This window comes from Pelomonas sp. Root405, assembly GCF_001425165.1.
Lineage (GTDB): Bacteria > Pseudomonadota > Gammaproteobacteria > Burkholderiales > Burkholderiaceae_C > Pelomonas.
On sequence record NZ_LMDU01000001.1, the window covers coordinates 774,409 to 799,445 of the forward strand.

At 64.1% G+C, this 25,037-nt stretch carries 18 protein-coding genes; 12 read left to right on the plus strand and 6 right to left on the minus strand.

The genetic code is table 11. The annotated features are described in order from the left end of the window. Position 1 precedes the first annotated feature (1 nt). The 10 genes from ASC81_RS03480 to ASC81_RS03520 all read left to right on the plus strand — a co-directional run bounded on the left by ASC81_RS03480 (position 2) and on the right by ASC81_RS03520 (position 15,609). Positions 2–688: a type 4a pilus biogenesis protein PilO gene (locus ASC81_RS03480; RefSeq protein WP_056262744.1), complete on the plus strand. Its 687-nt coding sequence runs from the start codon at positions 2–4 to the stop codon at positions 686–688. After that, positions 685–1,209: a pilus assembly protein PilP gene (locus tag ASC81_RS03485; RefSeq protein ID WP_056262746.1), complete on the plus strand. Its 525-nt coding sequence runs from the start codon at positions 685–687 to the stop codon at positions 1,207–1,209. Before ASC81_RS03480 ends, ASC81_RS03485 begins: the two co-directional genes overlap by 4 nt. After that, complete coding sequence (gene pilQ, locus ASC81_RS03490; RefSeq protein WP_056262748.1) at positions 1,206–3,389, plus strand: type IV pilus secretin PilQ; 2,184 nt, start codon at positions 1,206–1,208, stop codon at positions 3,387–3,389. Before ASC81_RS03485 ends, pilQ begins: the two co-directional genes overlap by 4 nt. 55 nt (positions 3,390–3,444) lie before the next feature. Further along, the gene (locus ASC81_RS26865) at positions 3,445–5,622 is read left to right on the plus strand and encodes an Ig-like domain-containing protein (RefSeq protein ID WP_156391708.1); all 2,178 of its coding nucleotides are present in this window, start codon (positions 3,445–3,447) and stop codon (positions 5,620–5,622) included. After that, positions 5,588–6,181, plus strand: coding sequence for a shikimate kinase (locus ASC81_RS03495; protein WP_056262752.1), 594 nt, complete (start codon positions 5,588–5,590; stop codon positions 6,179–6,181). The genes ASC81_RS26865 and ASC81_RS03495 overlap by 35 nt, the downstream gene beginning before the upstream one ends. 50 nt (positions 6,182–6,231) lie before the next feature. Beyond that, positions 6,232–7,326: a 3-dehydroquinate synthase gene (gene aroB / locus ASC81_RS03500; RefSeq protein ID WP_056262754.1), complete on the plus strand. Its 1,095-nt coding sequence runs from the start codon at positions 6,232–6,234 to the stop codon at positions 7,324–7,326. Beyond that, positions 7,326–8,462 carry a deoxyguanosinetriphosphate triphosphohydrolase gene (locus ASC81_RS03505; RefSeq protein WP_056262756.1) on the plus strand — a complete coding sequence of 379 codons (1,137 nt, stop codon included), beginning with the start codon at positions 7,326–7,328 and terminating at the stop codon, positions 8,460–8,462. Before aroB ends, ASC81_RS03505 begins: the two co-directional genes overlap by 1 nt. 61 nt (positions 8,463–8,523) lie before the next feature. Next, positions 8,524–9,228: a transposase gene (locus ASC81_RS03510; RefSeq protein ID WP_056262759.1), complete on the plus strand. Its 705-nt coding sequence runs from the start codon at positions 8,524–8,526 to the stop codon at positions 9,226–9,228. A 127-nt stretch (positions 9,229–9,355) separates the two neighbouring features. After that, entirely contained in the window at positions 9,356–14,122 is a 4,767-nt protein-coding gene (locus ASC81_RS03515; RefSeq protein WP_056264263.1) for a glutamate synthase-related protein, read from the plus strand. An 11-nt stretch (positions 14,123–14,133) separates the two neighbouring features. Continuing rightward, positions 14,134–15,609: a glutamate synthase subunit beta gene (locus ASC81_RS03520; protein WP_056262762.1), complete on the plus strand. Its 1,476-nt coding sequence runs from the start codon at positions 14,134–14,136 to the stop codon at positions 15,607–15,609. A gap of 63 nt (positions 15,610–15,672) precedes the next feature. On the opposite strand, the gene ASC81_RS03525 is transcribed toward ASC81_RS03520, so the two are convergent. From ASC81_RS03525 to ASC81_RS03550, 6 genes are read right to left on the minus strand one after another with little or no spacing between them, the layout of a single operon-like run. Next, on the minus strand, positions 15,673–19,902 hold the full coding sequence (locus tag ASC81_RS03525; protein ID WP_056262763.1) for a PilC/PilY family type IV pilus protein: 4,230 nt from the start codon (positions 19,900–19,902) through the stop codon (positions 15,673–15,675). A 29-nt stretch (positions 19,903–19,931) separates the two neighbouring features. Beyond that, on the minus strand, positions 19,932–20,576 hold the full coding sequence (locus tag ASC81_RS03530; protein WP_056262766.1) for a hypothetical protein: 645 nt from the start codon (positions 20,574–20,576) through the stop codon (positions 19,932–19,934). 6 nt (positions 20,577–20,582) lie between these two features. After that, entirely contained in the window at positions 20,583–21,722 is a 1,140-nt protein-coding gene (locus ASC81_RS03535; RefSeq protein WP_082536226.1) for a PilW family protein, read from the minus strand. Next, a complete protein-coding gene (locus ASC81_RS03540) occupies positions 21,719–22,120 on the minus strand; it encodes a prepilin-type N-terminal cleavage/methylation domain-containing protein (protein ID WP_235533560.1) in 402 nt (133 codons plus the stop codon). Before ASC81_RS03540 ends, ASC81_RS03535 begins: the two co-directional genes overlap by 4 nt. Continuing rightward, on the minus strand, positions 22,120–22,716 hold the full coding sequence (locus ASC81_RS03545; RefSeq protein WP_056262774.1) for a Tfp pilus assembly protein FimT/FimU: 597 nt from the start codon (positions 22,714–22,716) through the stop codon (positions 22,120–22,122). Before ASC81_RS03545 ends, ASC81_RS03540 begins: the two co-directional genes overlap by 1 nt. Next, complete coding sequence (locus tag ASC81_RS03550; RefSeq protein ID WP_304438370.1) at positions 22,710–23,201, minus strand: type IV pilin protein; 492 nt, start codon at positions 23,199–23,201, stop codon at positions 22,710–22,712. The genes ASC81_RS03545 and ASC81_RS03550 overlap by 7 nt, the downstream gene beginning before the upstream one ends. Before the next feature lie 236 nt (positions 23,202–23,437). Between ASC81_RS03550 and ASC81_RS03555 the strand changes: the two genes are divergently transcribed. Together ASC81_RS03555 and mlaE are read left to right on the plus strand one after the other, a co-directional pair. Then, on the plus strand, positions 23,438–24,250 hold the full coding sequence (locus ASC81_RS03555) for an ABC transporter ATP-binding protein (protein WP_056262779.1): 813 nt from the start codon (positions 23,438–23,440) through the stop codon (positions 24,248–24,250). Further along, a complete protein-coding gene (gene mlaE, locus ASC81_RS03560) occupies positions 24,247–25,026 on the plus strand; it encodes a lipid asymmetry maintenance ABC transporter permease subunit MlaE (protein ID WP_056262782.1) in 780 nt (259 codons plus the stop codon). Before ASC81_RS03555 ends, mlaE begins: the two co-directional genes overlap by 4 nt. Positions 25,027–25,037: the final 11 nt, after the last annotated feature.

A 25,037-nucleotide genomic window follows, 5' to 3' on the forward strand; every position in this document is an offset into this window, starting at 1 on the left:
CATGGCTGCCTCCACATCAAAATTTGACCTGAACGCCTGGTTCGCCGAGATGGCGGGCCAGTTCCAGGGCCTGAACCCGAAGGAGCCCGGACAGTGGCCGCTGCTGCCCAAGTTGGCTGCGTCGCTGGCCGTGATGCTCGTCGTGGTTGCCCTGGGCTACTTTTTCTTGCTGGCTGATGAGGAGGCCGGCCTGGATGCAGAGCGCGCCCGCGAGCCGCAACTGCGTCAGGACTACCAAAGCAAGCTTGCCCAAGCCGTCAATTTGCCCGAGCTTCGCAAGCAGAAGAGCCAGGTTGAGGAATACGTGACGCAGCTTGAGAAGCAGCTGCCTGGCAAGGCTGAGATCGACTCCCTGCTGTCTGACATCAGCAGTGCAGGTGTGGGGCGCGGCTTGCAGTTCGAACTCTTCAGGCCCGGCCAGGTGCTGATCAAGGACTACTACGCCGAGCTGCCGATTGCGGTCAAAGTGTCCGGCCGCTATCACGACATCGGTTCGTTCGCCGCCGATGTGTCCAACCTCTCGCGCATCGTCACCTTGCACAACGTCGTCGTGCTGGCACCGGCCGGTGCGCGCGACGCGAATGGCGCCCTCAGCATGGAAGCAACGGCGCGCACCTACCGCTATCTGGACTCCGCCGAAGTGGCCGAGCAGCGGAAAGCAGCAGCCAAGGCGGGGGCCAAGAAATGAAGCGCCTGACGATTGCTCTTTGCAGCGCAGTGGCGCTTGCCGGTTGCGGCAGCGACGTCGAGGAGTTGCACCAGTGGATGGAACAGCAGCGCAAGGAGGCCAAGGCCACTGTCACGCCGCTGTTGCCTCCCAAGAAATTCCTGCCTCAGCCGTACGAGTCTGGCACTGGCGCGGATCCGTTCAGCCCGCAAAAGCTCAGCGTCGCCATCAAGCAGGAGGCCGCTCAGCCGAACTCCCTGCTGACGGCCGAGATCAGCCGGCGCAAAGAACCGCTGGAGGCCTATCCGTTGGACAACATGAGCATGGTCGGCAGTCTGACCAGGGATGCCAGGCGTTATGCATTGCTGCGTGTTGACAGTCTGCTTTACCAAGTGCGGGCCGGTGATTACCTCGGCCAGAACTTTGGCCGCATCACCAAGATCACCGAAACCGAGATCACGTTGCGAGAAGTCGTCCAGGACGCTGCGGGCGAGTGGATCGAGCGCACCAGTACCCTCCAGCTACAGGAGAAGGGACGATGAATAGGACAACGCAGGAGAGCAAGTCGATGGGCAGTGGCTGGTTGCTGGGAATCGCGCTCACGCTGCTGGCTTCGCCTGCGGCATGGGCGCAGACGCAGATACGCGCGATCAACACCAACCAGCAGGCTGGCGTCGAGGTCGTTCGGATTGAATTGAGCGAACCTCTAACGGCCTTGCCGAGGGGGTTCACGATCCAGACGCCACCGCGCATCGCCCTCGATTTGCCAGGAGTCGTCAATGGCATCGGCCGAAACCAGGTGGACATCAACCAGGGCAATCTGCGCTCGGCGAATGTCGCGCAGGCGGGCGACCGCTCGCGCATCGTGCTGAACTTGCGCAACGCGTCCGGCTATACCGCCAAGCTGGAAGGCAATTCACTGGTCGTCGTGCTGGATGCTGCGCCTGTGCAGGCACAGGCTCCCGGTGAGCCGGTGCACTTCGCGCAAAGCCTGAATGCCGCACCTCAGCAACTGCGGGACATCGACTTCCGTCGCGGCGCCGACGGTGCCGGCCGAGTCGTCGTCAACTTGCCGAGCAACCAGGTCGGTGTTGACATCCAGCAGCAAGGGCAAAACCTCGTCGTCGAGTTCTTGCGCTCCAGCCTGCCCGAGAACCTGCGTCGCAGGATCGACGTCGTGGACTTCGGTACGCCGGTGCAGATGATCACAACCACCCAGACGGGTGATCGTGTACGCATGGTCGTGCAGCCGAGCGGCAGCTGGGAGCACAGCGCCTACCAAAGCGACAACCAGTTTGTGCTGGAAGTGCGGCCGTTGAAGGTCGACCCCAACAAGTTGACCCAAGGGCCTGGCTATGCCGGCGACAAGCTGTCGCTGAACTTCCAGAACATCGAGGTTCGGGCGCTGCTGCAAGTCATTGCCGACTTCACGAACTTCAACGTCGTCACCAGCGACACCGTGACCGGCAGCGTTACGCTTCGCCTGAAGGACGTTCCCTGGGACCAGGCGCTGGACATCATCATGCAGGCCAAGGGCCTGGGGCTGAAGAAGTCCGGCAACGTGCTGTGGATTGCGCCGAAGGAAGAGTTGGCGGCCAAGGAAAAGCTCGACCTGGAAGCGAAGGCGGCCATTGCTCAGCTGGAGCCGCTGCGCACCCAGTCGTTCCAGCTCAACTATGTGAAGTCAGAGGACATCGCCAAGGGCCTGACCGGCCAGGGCACGACCTCGGGCAGCGGTGGTGGCAGCAGTGGCGGCAGCGGCGGCGGTTCGGGCACGAAGATCCTGTCGCCGCGCGGCAGCGTCATCTTCGAGCCGCGCACCAACCAGCTTTTCGTGTCCGACATCCCGAGCAAGCTCGAAGAGATCCAGGCCATGATCGCCAAGATCGACATCCCGGTGCGGCAGGTGTTGATCGAAGCCCGCATCGTCGAGGCCAATGACCGCTTCGGCCGGGCACTCGGCCTCAAGCTCGGCGTCAACGACCTGCGCGGGCAGCAGGGCGGCATCCCCGGCTACTCGGTCGGTGGCGGCAACTATGTGACGGTTGGCGGCAACTACAACGGCGTCGGTTCGCAGACCAACCAGGGTGTGGCGTCGAACTACAACAACACGCAGTTCGTCAACCTGCCGGCTAACACTTCGTCTGACAGCTTCTCCGGCGCCGTCGCACAGACCATTGCGCTGTCGCTCTTCAGCGCCACGGCCAACCGCTTCCTGAACCTGGAGCTTTCGGCGCTTGAGTCCGATGGCAAGGGCAAGGTGGTCTCCAGCCCGCGCATCATCACGGCGGACCAAGTCAAGGCCGTCATCGAGCAGGGTGAGGAGCTGCCTTATCAGGTAGCAACAGCCAGCGGCGCGACGTCCATCGCCTTCCGCAAGGCCAATCTCAAGCTTGAGGTCACGCCGCAGATCACGCCTGAGGGCAGCGTCATCCTGAACGTCGACGTCAACAAGGACAGCCGCGGCACCTTGACGCCCCAGGGCTATGCCATCAACACCAAGCATGCCCAGACGCAGGTGCTGGTCGAGAACGGCGGCACTGTGGTCATCGGCGGCATCTACACGCAGGACGAGGGCGAGACCATCAACAAGGTGCCGGTCCTGGGCGATGTGCCTTATCTGGGCAACTTGTTCAAGAACAAGACCCGTACGACTTCCAAGACCGAGCTGTTGATCTTCCTGACACCCAAGGTGGTCAGCGAGCGGGCGACGGTGCGTTGAGATTCCTGAACAGATGATGTGGCGGCTGCGTTAGCTGCACACGGGAGTGATCCGAATGATGAAGTTTGATGCTTGGCGCCGTGGCGCGATTCGTGCGCTTGTTGGTGGTGTAGTTGTTGGAGTGCTGACAGCGTGCGGCGGTGGTGGTGGCGATGCCGGCACGCCGGTCGTTGGCCCCGGTACTGGGGCGTCAAGCCCATCTGGCGCGGCCAGTGCGGTGGCGTCCGATCTGGTCGTCGTGCTTAGCAAGAACACCCTGACGAATTCCGGATCTGACTCTGTTACGGCGACGGTCACGTCAATAGATGCGAATCGCGTCGCCGTCGGTGGTGTGCCGGTCAGCTTTGGCGTGAACGCAAATGCCTTGGTGACGCCTGCGGCTAACGCCACAAACGCGCAAACCGGTGTGTTGACGGCAATCATCACACAGGGATCTGACACTTCCGCTAGGCCCGTGACTCTGACGGTCACCTCCGGAGCCGTTTCGCGCGCCGTGACGTTTAACGTCGTCCAGAATTCGTCACCGACAAATCCCCAGGCCAATGACCTTACGCTGACGCTGAGCGCAACCAACATCGACAACTCCGGCAGCCGGACGGTCGTCGCTACTGCAACCGCAGTGGACGCGAACAGAAACGCTTTGCAGGGCATCCCTGTCCAATTGTCTGTGTCAGACGCGAGTGCCTTTCTTGTAGCGCCTTCCAACCAAACCAATGCTAACGGTCAAGTAACGGGTACGGTCAGCATTGGCCAGGACCGCTCGAACCGTCCTATCACCATCGTCGCGACGAGTGGCACATTGACGCGGACGGCTGCCTTCCAGGTCACGGGTGCGCGCTTCTCTCAGGCTAGTCCTGTGCCCGCCGTTGCAGCCGTCGGCTCAACGGGTACTGTGCAATACACGCTGACTGATGTGAACAGCAACCCGATGACGGGCGTGCCTATCAGCGTCTCTGGCGAAGGCGTCACTAGTCGTACAGGCAACACGGACCTGAATGGGGGCTACAAGTTTGAGTACGTCACGCCCAACGCACCCGGCACCAGTCTGACGATCAAGGCTTCTGCAGGCGGCGTTGAGTCCACCGTCACGATACCCATTCCGGGAGGCGGAAGCACGACCGTGCCGGTTGCAACAAACCCCGCTGCCACGGCGTTAAACCTTTCGGCCGATGTGGTTGCCGTTAACACGGCAAACACTAGCAACCAGGTAACGGTCAACGCGTTTTTCCGTGATGGCAGCAATGCGCCCATCCCGAACATTCGTGTGCTGTTCAGGGTTGTAGGTGACAACGGAACCGGCGCTATCAGTTCAGGCAGTAACACGGTCCTTTCCGATACCTCTGGTACAGCCTCGACAACGTACGCCCCTGGCGGTGTGAGCAGCCCCACGAACGGCGTGACGATCCAGGCCTGCTGGAAGACGACCGATTTTGCTCCGACCGACTCTGCCACCAATTGCGCAGGTGCGGGCGGCCAATTGCTGTCGACCACTTTGACGATCGTTTCGAATCCAGTGTCGATCTCGATTGGTACAGACAACACGATCAGCAACGGTCCTTCCGGTTTGACCTACCTCAAGAAGTATGTCGTTCTTGTTGTCGACTCTGCAGGCAATCCGAAGGCCGATGTACAGATCACCCCATCGTTGGATCTTGGTAGTAATCTGAAAGGGTTCTGGCAATACAACCGGGGTGCAACGCGCTGGGAGCGAGCGCCCCGCGGTGACTATGCTGCCCTTTTCTCTAGCACGGCAACGTTGGGTGAACTGAATGCAATTTGCCCGAATGAAGATCTGAATCGCAATGGAGTCATTGACGGGGGCGAAGATATCAACGGTAACAAGCAGTTGGATCCTCGCAAGTCCGACGTCGCAATCACGCTCGTTGGAGCTACGAAGACTGATGCAAACGGGGTCGCGGTACTCCAATTGGAATACCCTAAGAGTTTGGGTAGTTGGGTGAGCTTCAAGATCACGGTCACTGCCGCAGGCGTCGTAAGCCCGCCGGCCTACTACCCCATTGGTGTGCCGGTGCTGCTACCGTCGCGGTCGTATGCAAGTCTTGTGGCTCAAGCGGTGGCAGCGGTCCCACCTACGTACGCGAATGTCGTGGTGAACTACGTTTACACCTATGCGGAACTGCCTGTTGCTGCAAGCGATCTCACTTCGGAGACGGCCCCTCCTTTCGTGATCAGTCCTTATGGCAGTTCAGGCAGTTGCACTGACCCGAGGTGAAGTGATCGCCCTCGTCGGCATGCCCGGCGGTGGCAAGTCCACCGTCGGTAAACAACTGGCACGCCAAATCGGCGTGCCTTTTGTCGATTCGGACCACGAGATCGAGCTGCGCATTGGCGGCAGCATCAAGCAGTTCTTCGAGCGGCATGGGGAGGAAGCCTTCCGGGACGTGGAAACCGAAGTCATCGCCGACTTGATCGCCCGTTCCGGCGACCGTGTGCTGGCCACCGGCGGTGGGGCGGTGTTGCGCGAGCGAAATCGGGAACTGCTCCATGAGGGCGCGACGGTGCTTTACCTGCGCTCCACGCCCGAAGACCTGTTCCGCCGACTTCGTCACGACACGACGCGGCCCTTGCTGCAGGTGCGCGACCCGCTGGCCAAGTTGCGCGAACTGCACCACCAGCGAGACCCGCTGTACCGACGCTGCGCGCATTACGTGCTCGAAAGCGCCAGGCCGTCCGTGCATGCCCTCGTCAACATGGCCTTGATGCAGTTGGAGCTGGCCGGGCTGCTTGACCCAACCCGGGTGGCCGCGACCGTCGGCGCCGAGCCGCTTTGATGCACGCTTGAGCGGGCGTGGGCGGCGGGGCGCCTCATACACTTGGCCGCATGCCTGCCACTGATACCGTCCGCATCCGCCTTCCCGACGACCGCAACTACGAGATTCGCATCGGCTCCGGCCTGCTCGACGAGGCCGCAAGCTGGCAGGGCCTGCCCAAGGCGGCGGCGGCTGTCATTGTCAGCAACGATACCGTCGCGCCGCTTTACGCCGCGCGCCTGCGGGAGCGCCTGCAGGGCGTCTATGCTCGTGTCGACCTCGTCGCGCTGCCCGATGGCGAGGAGCACAAGGACTGGGCCAGCCTCAACCGCATCTGCGACCACCTGTTGGGCGAGGCGCTGGACCGCAAGACGGTGTTGTTTGCCCTCGGTGGCGGCGTCATCGGTGACATGACGGGTTTCGCTGCCGCCATCTATATGCGCGGTGTGCCCTTCGTGCAGGTGCCGACGACGCTGCTGGCCCAGGTCGATTCATCGGTCGGGGGCAAGACGGCCATCAACCATCCGCTCGGCAAGAACATGCTCGGCGCCTTCTACCAGCCGGAACGTGTCATCGCTGACCTCGACGTGCTGGACAGCCTGCCGGATCGCGAGTTGCGCGCCGGTCTCGCCGAGGTGATCAAGTACGGCCCGATTGCCGATGCCGGTTTCCTGTGCTGGATCGAGGACAACCTGGATGCGCTGCTTGCCCGCGACAAGGCAGTCCTGGGCTATGCCGTGCGGCGCAGCTGCGAAATCAAGGCCGACGTGGTCGGCCAGGACGAGAGGGAGCAGGGCCTGCGCGCCATCCTGAACTTCGGCCACACGGTCGGTCATGCCATCGAGGCCGGCCTTGGCTATGGCAAATGGCTGCACGGTGAGGCGGTCGCCTGCGGCATGGTGCTTGCCGCCGACCTGTCCGCGCGCATGGGCTTGACGCCAGCGGCTTTCGTCGACCGTTTGCGGGTGCTGATCGAACGCGCCGGCCTGCCGGTGCAGCCGCCCAAGCTCGGCACCGAGCGCTATCTGCAACTGATGCGCGTCGACAAGAAGGCTGAGTCCGGGGCCATCCGCTTTGTGCTCATAGAGTCGCTGGGCCAGGCCGGCCTGCATGCCGTGCCCGACGCGGTTATTGCAGACATGCTGGCGGCCCACGGAGCAGCCTGATGTCACCCGTTTGCCCGGCCTATGCCGCGGACCCCGCGCGCAGCCGCGGCCGGCGGCTGCCCGAACCTGCAGCGCCGACGCGCAGCGAGTTCCAGCGCGACCGCGACCGCATCATCCACAGCACGGCGTTCCGGCGCCTGGTCTACAAGACCCAGGTCTTCCTGAACCATGAAGGCGACCTGTTCCGCACGCGGCTGACACATTCGCTGGAGGTGGCTCAGCTGGGCCGGTCCATCGCGCGCAGTCTCGGCCTGGATGAAGACTTGGTCGAAGCGGTCGCGCTGGCGCATGACCTCGGCCACACGCCTTTCGGTCACGCGGGTCAGGATGTGCTGGACGATTGCATGCGTGGCCATGGCGGCTTCGAGCACAACCTGCAATCGCTGCGCGTGGTCGACCAGCTGGAGCAGCGCTACCCCGCTTTCGACGGCCTCAACCTCTGCTTCGAAACCCGCGAAGGCATCCTCAAGCATTGCTCGCACCGCAATGCCGAGATCCTCGAAGCAGGCGAGCCCGGCGGCGTTGCCACGCGCTTTCTGCACGGCGGGCAGCCTAGCTTGGAGGCCCAGCTCTGCAACCTCGCCGACGAGGTGGCCTACAACGCGCATGACGTCGACGACGGGGTGCGATCCGGGCTGATCGAGCTGGAGCAACTGCTGGAAGTGGAACTGGTGCGGCAGTATTGGCGCGCCGCGCTGGATGCCCACCCGCATCTGACCGGCAAGCGGCTCTTGTTCGAGACGATCAGGCGCATGCTCTCGGCCCAGGTCTACGACATCATCGATTCAACGCGCGAGGCGCTGGCCGAGGCCAGGCCGGCCGACGGCAATGCCGTGCGCGGTGCCGAAAGGCCCTTGATTCGTTTCAGCGCTGACATGCGGGCGAAGAGCACGGCCCTCAAGCGCTTCCTCTTCGCCAACCTCTACCGTCATGCCCAGGTGCAGTCGACCCGCGCCCGTGCCGAGCAGGTGCTGCGCGATCTGTTCGCGGCCTATTCTTCCGACCCTGCGCAAATGCCATCCGACTTCGCGGAGCGCGCCGACCGGGAGCGCGCCTGCGCTGACTACATCGCCGGCATGACGGATCGATTTGCTATCCGCGAGCATCACCGCCTGACCGGGTTGAGCCTCTTCTGAGCTTGAAAAGGGGTCGGAGTCGATATCCTGCTGACCTTCGGTTTGCCACCAAGGAACTGCCATGGCTCGACTTCCTCGCTTGATCCTTTCGGGTCAGCCCCACCATGTCGTCTTGCGCGGCAACAATCGCCAGGCGATCTTCTTCAGCGATCTTGATCGACAGCAGCTGCTGACGGTACTGGCCGATGTAGCCGCGCAATACAGCGTCGCCATCCATGCCTATGTGTTGATGGACAACCATTTCCATCTCCTGGTGACGCCCCCAGCTTCGGAAGCGCTGAGTCGGATGATGCAGGCTCTCGGCCGCCGCTACGTGGGGTGGTTCAACGCGAGGCATCAGCGTAGCGGCACCCTCTGGGAAGGGCGCTTCCGTGCCGGGCTCATCGAAGGCGAGCGGCACTTGCTGGCCTGCATGCGCTATATCGAACTCAATCCCGTGCGCGCCGGCCTTTGTGCAGAGCCGGCGCAATGGACATGGTCCAGTGCCGCCCACCATCTCGGCTTGGGCCGGCAAGCTTTAGTCACTGAACACGAGCGCTATTGGTCTTTGGGCAACACGCCTTTCGAACGCGAGCATGCCTACCGAGCCTTTACAGACCAGGGCGTCCCGGCAGATGAACAAGCTCTGTTTACGGAGTCGGTGCTGCGAGGGCGGCCCGTCGGGAGTGATGCATTCCTCAAACCGCTGGCGATTGATCACGGACCTGTAGTGAACAAGCGACCACGGGGCCGCCCTCGCAAGCTCTCAGCGTCAAACGCCAATTGATCTGACCCTAATTTATTAGAACGGCTGTCTCTGTTCGAAAATAATTGACACTGACCCCACTTTAATCAAGTTGCCGCCTTTGCTGCGCTGCAGTACGCTCCGCCCTGTTGTGTTCCAGGAGGGCGCCATGAGCCACGCCGCGCAGATTCAGTCCGAAATCCAAGACGTCACCGAGCACGGGCTTTACCGGCCCGGCAATGAGAAAGATGCGTGCGGCCTGGGCTTCGTGGCTCATATCAAGGGCCAAAAGGCGCACCACATCGTCCAGCAAGGTCTGAAGATCTTGGAGAACCTGGATCACCGCGGCGCGGTGGGTGCCGACAAGCTGATGGGCGACGGCGCTGGCATCCTGATTCAGATCCCCGACGAGTATTACCGCGCCGAGATGGGCAAGCAGGGCATCAACCTGCCGCCGCCCGGTGAGTACGGCGTTGGCATGATCTTCCTGCCGAAAGAAGCCGCGTCCCGCCTAGCCTGCGAGCAGGAACTCGCGCGCGCCATCAAGGCCGAAGGCCAGGTGCTGATCGGCTGGCGCGATGTGCCGGTGGACCGCGAGATGCCGATGTCGCCCACCGTGCGCGAGAAGGAGCCGGTGATCCGCCAGATCTTCATCGGCCGCGGCCCGGACATCATCGTGCCCGACGCGCTGGAGCGAAAGCTCTACGTCATCCGCAAGACCGCCTCCAGCGCCATCCAGGCGCTCAAGCTCACGCACAGCCGCGAGTACTACGTGCCCAGCATGAGCTGCCGCACCGTCATCTACAAGGGCCTGCTGCTGGCCGACCAGGTCGGCAAGTACTACCTGGACCTGGCCGACCCGCGCGTCGTCTCCGCCATCGCTCTGGTCCACCAGCGCTTCTCCACCAACACCTTCCCCGAGTGGCCGCTGGCCCACCCCTACCGCATGGTCTGCCACAACGGCGAGATCAACACGGTCAAGGGCAACTTCAACTGGATGCGCGCGCGTGAAGGCGTCATGAAGTCGCCTGTGCTGGGCGACGACCTGAAGAAGCTCTACCCCATCAGCTTCGAGCACCAGTCCGACACGGCCACCTTCGACAACGCGCTTGAGCTGCTGACGATGGCCGGCTACCCGCTCGCCCACGCGGCCATGATGATGATCCCGGAAGCCTGGGAGCAGCACGAAGGCATGGACGAGCGCCGCCGCGCCTTCTACGAGTACCACGCCGCCATGATGGAGCCCTGGGACGGCCCCGCCGCCATGGCCTTCACCGATGGCCGCCAGGTCTGCGCCGCGCTGGACCGCAACGGCCTGCGGCCGGCCCGCTACTGCATCACCGACGACGACCTCGTCGTCATGGCGTCCGAGTCCGGCGTGCTGCCGATTCCCGAAGCGAAGATCGTCAAGAAGTGGCGCCTGCAGCCCGGCAAGATGTTCCTCATCGACCTGGAGCAGGGCCGCATCGTCGACGACGAGGAACTGAAGAACCAATTCGCCAACGCGCGCCCCTACCGCCAGTGGATCGAGAACGTCCGCGTCAAGCTGGACGACATCACCGTGCCGGAAGCCGTCCGCCCCGGCTCCACCACGTCGCTGCTGGACCGCCAGCAGGCCTTTGGCACCACGCAGGAAGACATCAAATTCCTGCTTGCGCCGATGGCCGCCAATGGCGAAGAGGGCATCGGCTCGATGGGCAACGACTCGCCGCTGGCGGTGCTGTCGGGCAAAAACAAGCCGCTCTACAACTACTTCAAGCAGCTCTTCGCCCAGGTCACAAACCCGCCGATCGACCCGATCCGCGAAAACATCGTGATGTCGCTGAACAGCTTCATCGGCCCCAAGCCGAACCTGCTGGACATCAACGCGATCAACCCACCGATGCGGCTTGAAGTCAGCCAGCCCATCCTGGACTTCGACGACATGGCGCGCCTGCGCGGCATCGAGAAGCCCACCAACGGCAAGTTCAAGCCCAGCGAGCTGGACATTACCTACCCGCGCGACTGGGGCCGCGCGGGTGTCGAAGCCCAGCTCGCCTCGCTGTGCGCTTCGGCCGTGGACGCCATCAAGACCGGCCACAACATTCTCATCATCACGGACCGCCACCTCAGCGCCGACCGCATCGCCATTCCGGCGCTGCTGGCCCTGTCGGCCGTCCATCACCACCTGGTGCGTGAAGGCCTGCGCACGACGGCCGGCCTGGTGGTCGAGACCGGTACCGCGCGCGAGGTGCACCACTTCGCCGTGTTGGCCGGTTATGGCGCCGAGGCCGTCCACCCCTACCTCGCGCTGGAAACGCTCGAGGCGATGAAGGACGAGCTGCCGCCCAAGCTGACGGCCGAGCAGGCCCGCTACAACTACATCAAGGCCGTGGGCAAGGGTCTCTCCAAGATCATGTCCAAGATGGGCATCTCGACCTACATGTCCTACTGCGGCGCGCAGATCTTCGAGGCCATCGGCCTGCAGCGCGACTTCGTCGAGAAGTACTTCCGCGGCACGCCCACCCAGGTCGGCGGCATCGGCGTGTTCGAGGTGGCTGAAGAGGCCATCCGCATGCACGAGGCCGCCTTCAGCGACGACCCGCTGCTGGACAGCATGCTGGAGACCGGCGGCGAATACGCCTGGCGCACCCGCGGCGAAGAGCACATGTGGACGCCCGATGCCATCGCCAAGCTGCAGCATGCGGCACGCTCGGGCAAGTTCGAGACCTACAAGGACTACGCCCAGCTCATCAACGACCAGAGCAAGCGTCACATGACGCTGCGTGGCCTGTTCGAGTTCAAGTTCGACCCGGCCAAGGCCGTGCCGCTGGAGGAGGTCGAGTCGGCCGCCGACATCGTCAAGCGCTTCGCCACCGGCGCCATGTCGCTGGGCTCCATCTCCACCGAGGCGCATGCCACGCTGGCCGTCGCCATGAACCGCATCGGCGGCAAGAGCAACACGGGTGAGGGCGGCGAAGACCCGGCGCGCTATCGCAACGAGCTCAAGGGCATCAAGATCACCGATGGCACCAAGATCAGCGACGTGATCGACGGCAAGGTCATCGCCGTCGACTACGAGCTGAAGGACGGCGACTCGCTGCGCTCCAAGATCAAGCAGGTGGCCTCGGGCCGCTTCGGCGTCACGACCGAATACCTGGTCAGTGCCGACCAGATCCAGATCAAGATGGCCCAGGGCGCCAAGCCCGGTGAAGGCGGACAGCTGCCCGGCGGCAAGGTGTCCGAGTACATCGGCATGCTGCGCCACTCGGTGCCCGGTGTCGGCCTCATCAGTCCGCCGCCTCACCACGACATCTACTCCATCGAAGACCTGGCCCAGCTCATCCATGACCTGAAGAACGTCAACCCGAAGGCGGACGTGTCGGTCAAGCTGGTGTCGGAAGTCGGTGTGGGCACGGTGGCAACAGGCGTGGCCAAGTGCAAGGCCGACCACATCGTCATCGCCGGTCACGACGGCGGCACCGGCGCCTCGCCCTGGTCGTCCATCAAGCACTGTGGCACGCCCTGGGAGCTGGGCTTGGCCGAAGCGCAGCAGACCCTGGTGCTGAACCGCCTGCGCGGCCGCGTGCGCGTACAGGCCGATGGCCAGATGAAGACCGGCCGTGACGTCGTTGTCGGCGCACTGCTGGGCGCCGATGAGTTCGGCTTCGCCACCGCGCCGCTGGTGGCCGAGGGCTGCATCATGATGCGCAAGTGCCACCTCAACACCTGCCCGGTGGGCGTGGCCACGCAGGACCCGGTGCTGCGCAAAAAGTTCACCGGCCGCCCTGAGCATGTCGTCAACTACTTCTTCTTCGTCGCCGAGGAAGCGCGCCAGATCATGGCCCAGCTCGGCGTGCGCAAGTTCGACGAACTGATCGGTCGCAGTGACTGGCTGGACACCAAGAAGGCCATCTCGCACTGGAAGGCCAAGGGCCTGGACTTCGGCCGCATCTTCCATCGCCCCAACGTTCCCGCTGACGTCGCTCGCATCCACAACGATGTGCAGGACCACGGCCTGGAGCGTGCGCTGGATGTGAAGCTCATCGAGAAGTGCCTGCCCGCCTTCGAAAAGGGCGAGAAGGTGCAGTTCATGCAAGAGGTGACCAACGTGCGCCGCTCGGTCGGTGCGCGTCTGTCCGGCGAACTGATCCGCCAGAAGCCCGAGGGCCTGCCCGACCACACCATCTTCATCCAGATGGAAGGCACCGGCGGCCAGAGCTTCGGCGCCTTCCTGGCCCAGGGCATCACCTTCTACCTGATCGGGGACGCCAACGACTACACCGGCAAGGGCATGTCGGGTGGCCGCGTCGTCGTGCGCCCGAGCATCGACTTCCGCGGCGACGCGACCAAGAACATCATCGTCGGCAACACTGCGCTGTACGGCGCGACGCGCGGCGAGGCCTTCTTCCGTGGTGTGGCTGGCGAGCGCTTCGCGGTGCGCTTGTCGGGTGCGACGGCGGTTGTCGAAGGCACGGGCGACCATGGCTGCGAATACATGACCGGCGGCACCGTCGCCGTGCTGGGCAAGACCGGCCGCAACTTCGCCGCCGGCATGAGCGGCGGCATCGCCTACGTCTATGACGAGGACGGCCACTTCGCCAAGCGCTGCAACACCAGCATGGTCTCGCTGGAAAAGCTGCAGACCGGGCAGGAGCAGGAGGCCAGCGTCGACAAGGCCATCTGGCACCGCACCAAGGGTGTCGACGGCGTGGACCGCGAGGCCCAGACCGACGAGGCCATCCTGAAGAAGCTGCTGGAAGACCACCACCGCTGGACCGGCAGCCAGCGCGCGCGCGACATCCTCGATCACTGGGCCGAGGCGCGTGGCAAGTTCATCAAGGTGTTCCCGAACGAATACCGCCGCGCGCTGGGCGAGATCAACGCCGCCCGGGAAGCCGCACAAACCATCGCTCAGGCCAAGGCGCCTGAAGCCGTTGTCACCGCCAAGGTCTGAGGAGAGGGAGCATGGGAAAAGTCACCGGCTTCATGGAGTACGAGCGCCTGGAAGAGGGCTACGAGCCCGTCCCCGCTCGCGTCAAGAACTACAAGGAATTCGTCATCGGCCTGAACGTCGAGCAGGCCAAGCAGCAGGGTGCGCGCTGCATGGACTGCGGCACGCCCTTCTGCAACAGCGGCTGCCCGGTCAACAACATCATTCCGGACTTCAACGACCTGGTCTACAAGGGCCGCCCGGAAGACTGGCACAACGCCATCCGCGTGCTGCACAGCACCAACAACTTCCCCGAGTTCACCGGCCGCATCTGCCCCGCACCTTGCGAGGCGGCCTGCACGCTGAACGTCAATGACGACGCGGTGGGCATCAAGTCCATCGAGCACGCCATCATCGACCGCGCCTGGGCCGAGGGCTGGGTGCAGCCGCAGCCGCCCAAGGTGAAGACGGGCAAGAAAGTGGCGGTTGTCGGCGCCGGCCCCGCCGGGCTCGCCGCAGCGCAGCAGCTCGCCCGCGTCGGCCACAGCGTGACGGTGTTCGAGAAGAACGACCGCGTCGGCGGCCTGCTGCGCTACGGCATCCCGGACTTCAAGATGGAGAAGTCCCACATCGACCGCCGCGTCGAGCAGATGAAGGCCGAGGGTGTCGAGTTCCGCACCGGCGTGCTGATCGGCTCGCTTCCTGAAGGCAGCAAGGTCACCAATTGGGCGAAGGAAACTATTCAAGCCGATGATCTGAAGGCCCAGTTCGATGCCGTCGTGCTGACCGGTGGCGCCGAGCAGTCGCGCGACCTGCCGGTGCCGGGCCGCGACCTCGCCGGCGTGCACTTCGCGATGGAGTTCCTGCCACAGCAGAACAAGGTCAACGCCGGCGACAAGCTGAAGAACCAACTGCGTGCCGACGGCAAGCACGTCATCGTCATCGGCGGCGGCGACACCGGCAGCGACTGCGTCGGCACCAGCAACCGCCACGGCGCCAAGAGCGTGACCCAGTTCGAGTTGCTGCCCCAGCCGCCCGAAGTGGAAGACCGCCCGATGACCTGGCCCTACTGGCCGATCAAGCTGCGCACGTCGTCCAGCCACGAGGAGGGCTGCGAGCGCGAGTTCGCCATCGCCACCAAGGAGTTCGTTGGCGAGAAGGGCAAGCTGACCGGCGTCAAGACCGTGCGCCTGCAATGGCAGGGCGGCAAGATGATCGAGGTTGAGGGCAGCGAGCAGATCCTCAAGGCCGACCTGGCGCTGCTGGCAATGGGCTTCGTGTCGCCGGCCGCGACGGTGCTGGAAGCCTTTGGCGTCGACAAGGACCAGCGCGGCAACGGCAAGGCGCCGACCGAAGGTGCGAACGCCTACAAGACCAATGTCGACAAGGTGTTCGCCGCTGGCGACATCCGCCGCGGGCAGAGCCTGGTGGTCTGGGCGATTCGTGAGGGCCGGCAGGCGGCACGCGCGGTGGATGAGTACCTGATGGGCGTGACGACGCTGCCGCGCTGAAAAGCATCGGTCCGAAAAGCAACAAGGCCGCCCGAGGGCGGCCTTGTCTTTGAGGCTTTCGGCTCAGTTGTTGATCAGGATTTCGCGCCAGTTCAGGCGTTGCAGGCCGAGGTTGACCGGGCTGCGTGTGTCGACCTTTTCAACCGGCTGGCAGTTGTTGCCCGTGCAGTTGTCCTTGCCGGCGAGCAACACGGATTTACCGACACCGTTGATGTTGACGCTGTAGAAGGTCAGGTCGATGACGACGCCATCGGTCTTGCTGACATAGCAGTTCGTGCCGCCGCCGGTCAGCCCACAATAGCCCGAGCCAAGGTCGATGGCATAGATGCGGCTGGTGCCGTTGGGCGCGCAGGGGTCGGTGGAGCTGGGCGAGGTGGCGGCGAAGGCGACGGTGCCGTAGAAGGACGTCGGGTCCGACAGCACGCGCCAGCCCGGCCCACCGGCAGAAACGCCCAGATCGACAAACCAGCCGAGTTGCGTGCGCAGGTCCAGCGAGATCTTGTTGTTGAGGTTGGTCAGCTCCAGCAGGTTGGACACCGTCAATGGGAAGGTGATGCCCGCCGGCAGGTCCGAGGTTTGGCCAGTAATGGTGCCGTCCTTGCTGAAGGCGCCGTTGGTGCCGTCCAGGATGGCAAAGAAGCGCTGCGCCTGGGTGTTGCCCAGATCGCTGGAGTCGAGCAGGCGGCCGGTGCCCACTGTGATGAAGCGGCGGTTGGTGCCGGGCTGCACCACGGGCAAGGGCTTGCTGGTGACAGGAAGGGGGGTCCCGTTGGCGCCCACCAGCTGGGCGAAATTGACTGGCGCGGGATACGCGGTGGTTCCCGAGACGTCGACGCGCCAGATGTTGCCCATCAGGTCGCCACCATAGACGGCATCCGCATAGCCATCGGTCAGGTCGAGCACGAAGGCGTTGACGTGTGCCATACCCGCCTGGTTGCTGGCCGAACAAGTGCTGCAGCTGGTGGCCACCTTCTCCAGCAGCGCGCCGGTGCGCGGGTTGATGAAGAAGAAGTAGGCCTTGCCGTCGGCGTTGTTGTAGCCCGATCCGGCCACCACCACCCAGCCGTACTTGCGGGTCTTCACGACGACCGGCTGGCCGTAGGTGTAGCCCAGGTCGGCGTCCTTGAATTCCCACAACACCTTCTGTGCCGCGATCGCTTCGCTCGTGACCGAGGCCGGGTCGGTGATGTCCAGCGCATAGAGGATCTTGCCGCCCTTGCCGAGCCCGCCGAGAAGGATGGTGCGCCAGTCGGTACCGGTGCCGCCAACCGTGCGCCCGAAGTCGACATCAATGGTCAGCGGCGTGGCGTCCACCATGAAGTGGTGGATGAAGGTCGGGTTGCCGATCGATGCCAGGCCATCGGTGCTGGGTGCGCCGGTGGGGCCGTTGAACAGGGCCCCCGGGATGTAGGCCCAGACCTCCTTGCCGGCGTCCGTGCCGGTGAGGCTGCCGTTCACGGCATGCACCATGCCGTCGTTGCTGCTCACATAGACCATCTGCTGTCGGTTGGCGTGAGTGGTCTTGAAGGTGTCGTAGCCGGGGTTGTTGGCGGCGGAATACGGGGCGGCAGGGCTGGCCACCGGCCGCGCTTTCGCATTGACGATGTCACCCAGCAGCTTGGCGCGATCACGATAGGCCTTCGTCGAGCCGGTCGCTGCAGACGACAGCTCATGCGTTCGGTCGCCGCGCAGGTAGTTCAGGTAGTTGGCCGAATCGTCACCGGCGACATAGGCGGTATCCAGTGCCGTGAGCTGGCTGCTGGAGATGCCGCCTGTGCCGCTGCGAAACGGCACGCCGGCGTTGCTTGTCGTGTTGTAGGTGACGATCTTGCGCGCCGTGTCCCAGCCCGTGCCAGCTGCCTGCGTATCGAGCTTGCCGGCAAAGGTCCACTGGCTTTGCAGGCTGGGCTCGCCGGTGGTGGCATTGAAGGTCGTCAGGCTGGCTTCGAGTTCGCCCGTCCAGCTCTTGGCATCGAACTTCGTTGAATAGGACGCCACGCCGAGAGCGGAGACCTGCGGCAGTGCCGTCGAGAACGACGTCGAATAGGCGGAGAGCTGCGAGGCAATGCTGGAGAAGGTTTTGGTCAGGCCCTCCACCATCTGATCAGCGCGGGCCGCGGTGTAGTAGTTGTCCGGCCGCGGGGCGCCGTCCGGCGTGGTGTCAGTCGTCGTGGCCCACCACGACTTGTTGGCCCCGTTGTTCGCAAAGTCTGTGGCGCTCGCCGTGGCGTCCGAATACGTGCTGGGCGGCTTAAAGCCACCGTACTTGGCGGCCAGATAGAACTGGTTGTTGGACTTGAATGCCTGGTATTCCAGCACGTCCAGCCAATAGGTCTGGATGGTCTGGACGCCGGTCTTGTCGCTGCGGATGTCGTTGATGTTGGACCAGTACGCCAAGCCGGCCATCAGCGCGCCGTTGTTGGTGCAGCAGCCGCCGTATGGTTGGGTGGATCCGAGCGAACTGCCCAGGCCCTGCAGCACGCCGACCCGGTTGGTCCAGTCGTAGGCGTTGACGCCGGTGTCGCTGCTGACTTCAGCCGGCTTCGATGGCTCCGAGGCGCCGGTCGCACCGGGCAGGTTGCGGTCGGCATGGGTATTGACGTCACCGATGCCGAGCACGAAGTTGCGCTGGCATGAATACTGGACCGGGTCGTCCCAGGTCGTGATGACGGGGAAGCCATCGGTCTGGGTCGCCGTCGCGCCATTCGTCCAGGCCGGCACATTGCCGAGGTTGCGGTAATAGCGCTGCGTCGCGTAGTACAGCTCGCTGACCGGGTCGTACATCTTGTAGGCACCCGGCGTGATCTGGCCGAACTTGTTCAAATAGTTCATCACCCCGCTGTTGCTCACGCCGGTCACCGTGGCATCGGCGGGATCGGGGTTAGTGGCCATGACGCCGGTACTGGCATCCCACTCGGCCTTGGGGTTGGCGACCGGGATGCCGCCCGGTACCGGGCTCGTCGGGCCGATGAACTTCTGCTTGGCACGCAGCACGCCGCCGTCTCGGTTGAGGTTGCTGTCGTTCAGATAGCCGAAGGCGCTGTAGCGGATCTTGTCCGCGTACTTTTGCATCAGCCCGGTCGGCTTGGAAGAAGTGGCGCCGTAGGTCGTGCAGTTGGCTTCCGGCGAGGCCGCAGTGTCACAAACCTTGACGCGGACAAACGCCTCATAAAGCGTGCCGTTCTGCAATGCATTGGCCGGGTTGTAGTGCGTGGCTGTCGCATACAAGTCGGTAGCACCGCCGCCACCCACATTGGCATAAGTGGTTCCACCAGGCAGTTGCCATTGCAGGCTGACTTCGCCGCCGCCGGTGCCCTGGTAGTACTCGACAACGATGGTCAGCGTGTCGTTGGTACCCACGCCGGGCACGTTGAGAAAGTAGTCAGTGGCGCCCTGGTCCTTCCAGCCGGTGTTGTTCGTGCTGTAGGACGTGCCATTGCTTTTCGTCACGGTCAGCTTGACGCCGTCATCTCCGCGAATCTTGAAGCTGTAGCTCCCATTCGTGGGTGCCTTGACCGACCCCGTCCATTTGGCCGACACATTGGTGGTGCTCACCCCGGCCGGAAACCAGTTGCCAGTGATGTTGTAGTTGATGAAGCCCTCGGTGCGGGTGGCCACCGTCGCGCCGGTGAGCGTCTTGTTGCCGTAGTACTGCGCGGAAAACGTCGCGCTGTTGGCGAAGCCCGCATCGGGCGTCATGAACCGGATCTTGTTGCCCAGAGCCCAAATGCGCGTACTCAGCAGGCTGGCGTTGGTGAACGGCGTGGCGCCAGATATGGCAGCGTTGGCGATGCTGCTGTCGGGGAAGTTGCTCGTGCTGCCCTGGCCGCTTGGCGCCCAGGCCTTTTCGAGGACGGTCAGCGCGGAGGTGTCGATCACCCGATAGCCGCCCGTCAGCGCCCAGCGGAAGGGGTCGATGGTCTGCATCGACGCCCAGTTCAGGTAGTTGCCGCTCCACTTGTTCGTGCAGGTGCGACTGGTCGCGGCACCGTCCGGATAGAAGTAGTTGTCGGTGCCTGTGCCGTCGGTGTAGCGGTAGGAGTAGCACTTCGCCGGGTCGAAGTAGCCGATGTAAGTGTTGGCCGACGAGTACGTCCGCGTGGGATGGGCCACGCTGATCGCCGTTGGAAATTCCACCGAAAGCGCGAGTGCCAGATTGCCCGGCACGTTGACGGAGGTGAACACCGGCTGGTCGGCCAGCGTGACCTGGGCAGACGATGTGGCAGCGAGTGTCACCAGGCTGGCCAACAGCGCCAGGCCGCGCACGGAGACAACAAGGCGGACTGCATTCATGGGAAAACCTCGAAGCGCCCTGAGCAGGCTCAGTTGGTGGTGAATGTGGACTGGAAGAACGACAGCGTGTTGCGCGGCCCGGTCACTCGCAAGCTGATGCGGTAGATGGGCTGCTCGGGCACGGCGGACGGGTTCGCGTTGTTCGCCGCGCCACTGTTGGTCTGGGAATTGATCCATTCGCTGGAGCCGCCGCCGAACACGGTCTGGTTCACCAGGGTGCAGGTGCTGCTGCTGCATGCACCGGTGGCGGTGGACATGCGGTCGATGACATAGCGGATCTTGACGCCCATGTCCTGCACCTCGATATCGCTCGCCGTGCCGACGGTGGCAAAGACCGCGTCCGACAACAGAGCGTTTGGAATGCCCTGCGCATTGGTTGCAAGCAAGATGGCGCTGTAGTTCGCGGTCGGCAGATTGGTGTTGCGGGTCGTGACATTGGCCAGCAAGCCGCCGGCGCGCACACTGTCCAGCGCAATCTGCAATGCTCGCTCGCCCTGGTTGGTCAGATCCCGCTTGAAGCCGATGTTGCCCACCGTGAACTGACTTGAGCTGATCGAACGCGAGATGGCCACAGCGCCGATAAGCAGGATGACCAGGGTGATCAGAGCGAAGACCAGCACGATGCCGCGCTGGCGGTGCATGCGCACATGGATGTGGAGGTGAGGGCGCTTCATCACGGTCTAGCGAGAGTGGCGGACATTGCGCAGCGGTACCGTGAACTCGACGACCCGGTAGCGCTGGTTGGTGGTGCCGGTCGGCACGGTATAGGTGTGGGTCAGACCCGCGCCTAGCGTGCCGAACATCGTCAGAGAGGCCGGCGTGACGTCGTTCTTGTCCGCCAGGTCGCTGCGCAGGATAAGACCGACGCGCACGGCCAGGATGCGTTGCAGGTTGTCCTGGGCCACGTTGGTGCCGGCCGTGAGCGCTGCCGCCGTGAAATTGACGTCGGTTGGTGCGACCCAGCTGGCCACTTGCTGGGCGCCGCCAGCGGCGTCCACACCGTAGCGCACGCGCATGTCGACGACGCCTTCCACCAGCCCTTGAGGGGTAGCGGAGTTGATGTTCAGCAGGTCATAAGCGAAGAGCGTCGCGTTGTCGCCAATGCCCAACAGCATGAAGCGCGGCGGGTTGCCGGTGACATTGCCCAACACGGACAGGAAAGGGCGGGCCGTGAATGCTGAGATTGACAAGCCGTTGATGACATTGGCGGCGTAGGTGCCGCCGAAGGTCAGCGTCGTGACAGCGCCGCCAGCAAAGGGGCTGCTCACCTGTTGAACCATGCAGCCGACGCCTTGCTGGGACAGCAGCACCACGTCGCCGCCCCGTAGGCCGAGGGTATTGGCCAGTCTCAGCTGGCCGGCCGCGGGCGAGTTCGGCACGACCGGCAGCGCAGACTCGCTCAGGCCCGAATGACCGGTAGCCACGGCAATTACATCCGAGCCATTGGCGCCAGCGCCGGCATGGACGATCAAGGGAGCCAGCACATACGTTTGCGGAATCGCGGCAAACGGTGCGGGGAAAGCTGTCGTCGAGGGCAGCAACTGGGCGTTGTTGCGCGACACATTCAAGGGGCAGCCATAGTTCTCCGCCGTGGCCTGGCTGAAGCCGGCGCCCGCACTGCGTAGCTCGCGCTCCACCATGTAAGCGGCGTAGGCGGTGTTGCTCGTGAGGTCGTTGCCCGAGGTCACCCCGCGGCGTATCCCCTCTTGTCTCGCCACCATCATGGAGATGGCCAGTGTCAGTACCAGGCCGATGGCGAGTGTCACCATCAGTTCGACGAGGGAAAAGCCGCGGCAGGAGAGTGCGAGGCGACGTGTCATTTCGGCACCACCACGTCGGTCGTGTAGTTGTGCGTATTGCTGGCACCGCCAGTGGATTGCACTGGAACCCAGGTCACCTGCACGCGCGCTGTCGTGGGTGTCGTCACGGTCACGGTAGCGACCCCGCCAGGCACGCCGCCACTGGCGGGGTCGGCCGCGCGCGCGGCCCAGGTGGCGATGTCTGCGGCGTTCACGTTCACATCGTCCTGGTTCAACATCAAGGCTGCCATCTCGCTGGCGAGCAAGGCCGCGCGCTGCGAATCCTCGCTGCTGACCGAAACCATCAGCGCGCGGCTTTGCAGCGTGATGAGGCCCAGCAACCCGAAGGAGATGATCAGGACGCCGACGAGCATCTCGATCATCGAGAAGCCACGGCTCGCCAAGCGTGGAGAGGCCATCATCTGCATCCGTCCGGTGAGGTGCTGCTCTTGCCCGGGTCGCACATCCGGATCGAGCCGGCCAGGCTGACGGTCATACGCAAAGGGCGGCTGTCTGAACCGCTGGGGGGACTGATGTCATAGACGCGCGCTGCGGCGGTGCAATTGACGCCGATGCCGGTGGGGTCGGTCACGGTGGTCTGCCTTCCGTCCCCGCCGAAGCACACCGCGGCGACACCGGTGAGCGTGACGCCGGCGGAGACGTCGGTCAGCACGCCGCAGCGCACCGTTTTCACGAACCCCGCCGTGTTGTCTTCTGTCAGCAAAGCGTCTGGAACGACGCGGACTTGCCATTGGGTGCCGTTCGCATTCGCAACGGCGGTGTCATTGCAAGTCGTGTTGTTGGTCAGGAAGAACACCACGGTGTGCGTCCGTCGCTGCGCCTCAGCTTGGGCCAGGCGCATGCCCGACTGCAGCGCGTCGGCCACTGTGCGGGCGCGCGCATTGCGAATCCAGCTCGTGAAGTTGGGCAAGGCCACGGCCGTCAGGATGGCAAGCACGGTGACCGCCACCATCAACTCGATGAGGCTGAAGCCCGAACTGCGGCGAATCAGCATGCCTCTGCCTTCTTCATGATCCATTTGGTGGCGCATGTGGCGCCCCATGTGCTCGGCACAGCTGTTGTTGCCCGCACGTCCTGATGGTTGATCGTGTACGTGAAGCCGTTGGACGCGCCGCTGCCAACCGCCTCAAGGGTGAACTGCGTAGCGTTGAGCGTGCCTGTGCAACCGATCAGGAAATTGCCGAACGTGCGTGCCGAGGCGGTGGCGTTATTGCAGGGCGAAACGAAGGTGCCGATGTCGGCGTAGGTCCGGTTGTCCTGGTAGTAGCGCTCCATCTGCGCCCGCATCGTCGTCAGTCCGGCGCTGGCATCCGCCAGCCGGCTGCGCGTCACATAGTCGCGGTATTGCGGGATCGCGACGGCGGCAAGGATGCCAATGATGGCCACCGCGATCATCAGCTCGATGAGAGTGAAGCCGCGAGCAGCGTTGGAGCAGTGGCGATGGCGCATGGGATGGCTTTGCAAGGCAGTGGTTTGCATTTTGGTGTCGGGGGGCGCAGGCGCGATACCGCTTGTCGCGAGGCGGTGAACGCTGGTCGCGGCTTGGCCATGATTCGTGAACTGGCGCACGCTTGGTGCGCCCGCTGCCTGTCGCTTGAGACGCTGGAAGCCTCTTTTATCGGCACGCCAGCCGACTTCCCTAGGGTCTCCCCAGGGGTTCTCGGTGTTTCCCCTATCATGGCGCCCTTTCTCCCGCCCGGCTTCGGCCCGCCCGCGTGAACCCTCCGGCCACCGCACCCCTGATCGAACTGCGCAACGTCAGCGTCGGCTACGGCGACCGCGTGGTGCTCGACGGCGTCAACCTCAAGCTCCAGCGCGGCAAGGTGCTGGCGCTGATCGGCACCTCGGGCGGCGGCAAGACCACCGTGCTGCGCCTGCTTGGGCGCCAGTTGCGGCCGCTGAGCGGCCAGGTGTTGTTCGACGGCCAGGACCTAGCGCCCCTTGACCTGAACGGCCTGTACGCCGTGCGGCGTCGCATGGGCATGCTGTTCCAGTTCGGCGCGCTGTTCACCGACCTGAGCGTCTACGAGAACGTGGCGTTTCCGTTGCGTGAGCACACCGACCTGCCAGAAGCCATGATCCGCGACCTGGTGCTGATGAAGCTCAACGCGGTGGGTTTGCGCGGCGCGCGCGATCTGCTGCCGAGCGAAATCTCGGGGGGCATGGCGCGGCGCGTGGCGCTCGCCCGGGCCATCGCGCTGGACCCTGACCTGGTGCTCTACGACGAGCCTTTCGCGGGCCTTGATCCGATTTCGCTCGGCGTGGCGGCACGTTTGATCCGTGACCTGAACGACGCGCTGGGTCTGACCAGCATCGTCGTCTCGCACGATCTGCACGAGACCTTCGGCATCGCCGACGAGGTCGCGATGGTGGCCAACGGTCGCGTCGTGGCCCAGGGCACGCCGGATGAACTGCGCCGCAGCGACGACCCGCTGGTGCGCCAGTTCGTCGGCGCCGAGGCCGACGGCCCGGTGCGGTTCCATCAGCCGGCCAAGTCGGTGGCCGAAGACTTTGGGGTGTCAGCATGATGGCGCTGGCCGCCCGCATCGGCGCTGGCGTACGCCTGAAGCTGGGCGACATCGGCGCTTCGGCGCGCCTGTTCTTCAGCTTGCTGGCGCGCTCGCCCAAGGCACTGGCCCGCTTTGTCCTGGTGCGTGAACAGGTCTTCTATCTGGGCAATCGCTCGCTGTCCATCATCGGCGTGTCTGGCCTTTTCGTCGGCTTCGTGCTGGCGCTGCAGGGCTACTACACCTTGCAGCGCTACGGCTCGGCCGACGCAGTCGGTCTGCTGGTGGCGCTGAGCCTGGTGCGCGAGCTCGGCCCGGTCGTCACGGCCCTGTTGTTCGCGGGCCGAGCAGGCACGTCGCTGACCGCAGAGATCGGCCTGATGAAGGCGGGCGAGCAGCTCACCGCGATGGAAATGATGGCGGTGGACCCCGTGCAGCGCGTGCTGGCGCCGCGCTTCTGGGGCGGCGTTATCGCCATGCCCTTACTTGCGGCAGTCTTCTCGGCGGTCGGCATCATCGGCGGCTGGCTGGTGGCGGTGCCGTTGATCGGCATCGACCCCGGCGCTTTCTGGTCGCAGATGCAAGGCGGGGTCGACGTGTTCGCGGACGTGGGCAACGGCGTCGTCAAGAGCCTGGTGTTCGGCGTCACTGTCACCTTTGTCGCCCTGCTGCAGGGCTACACCTGCAGTCCCACGCCCGAGGGTGTGTCGGCGGCCACCACCCGTACCGTCGTGCTGTCGTCCCTTGCCGTGCTGGCGTTGGATTTCATGCTGACTGCCATGATGTTTTCTATTTGATGGAGTGGGAG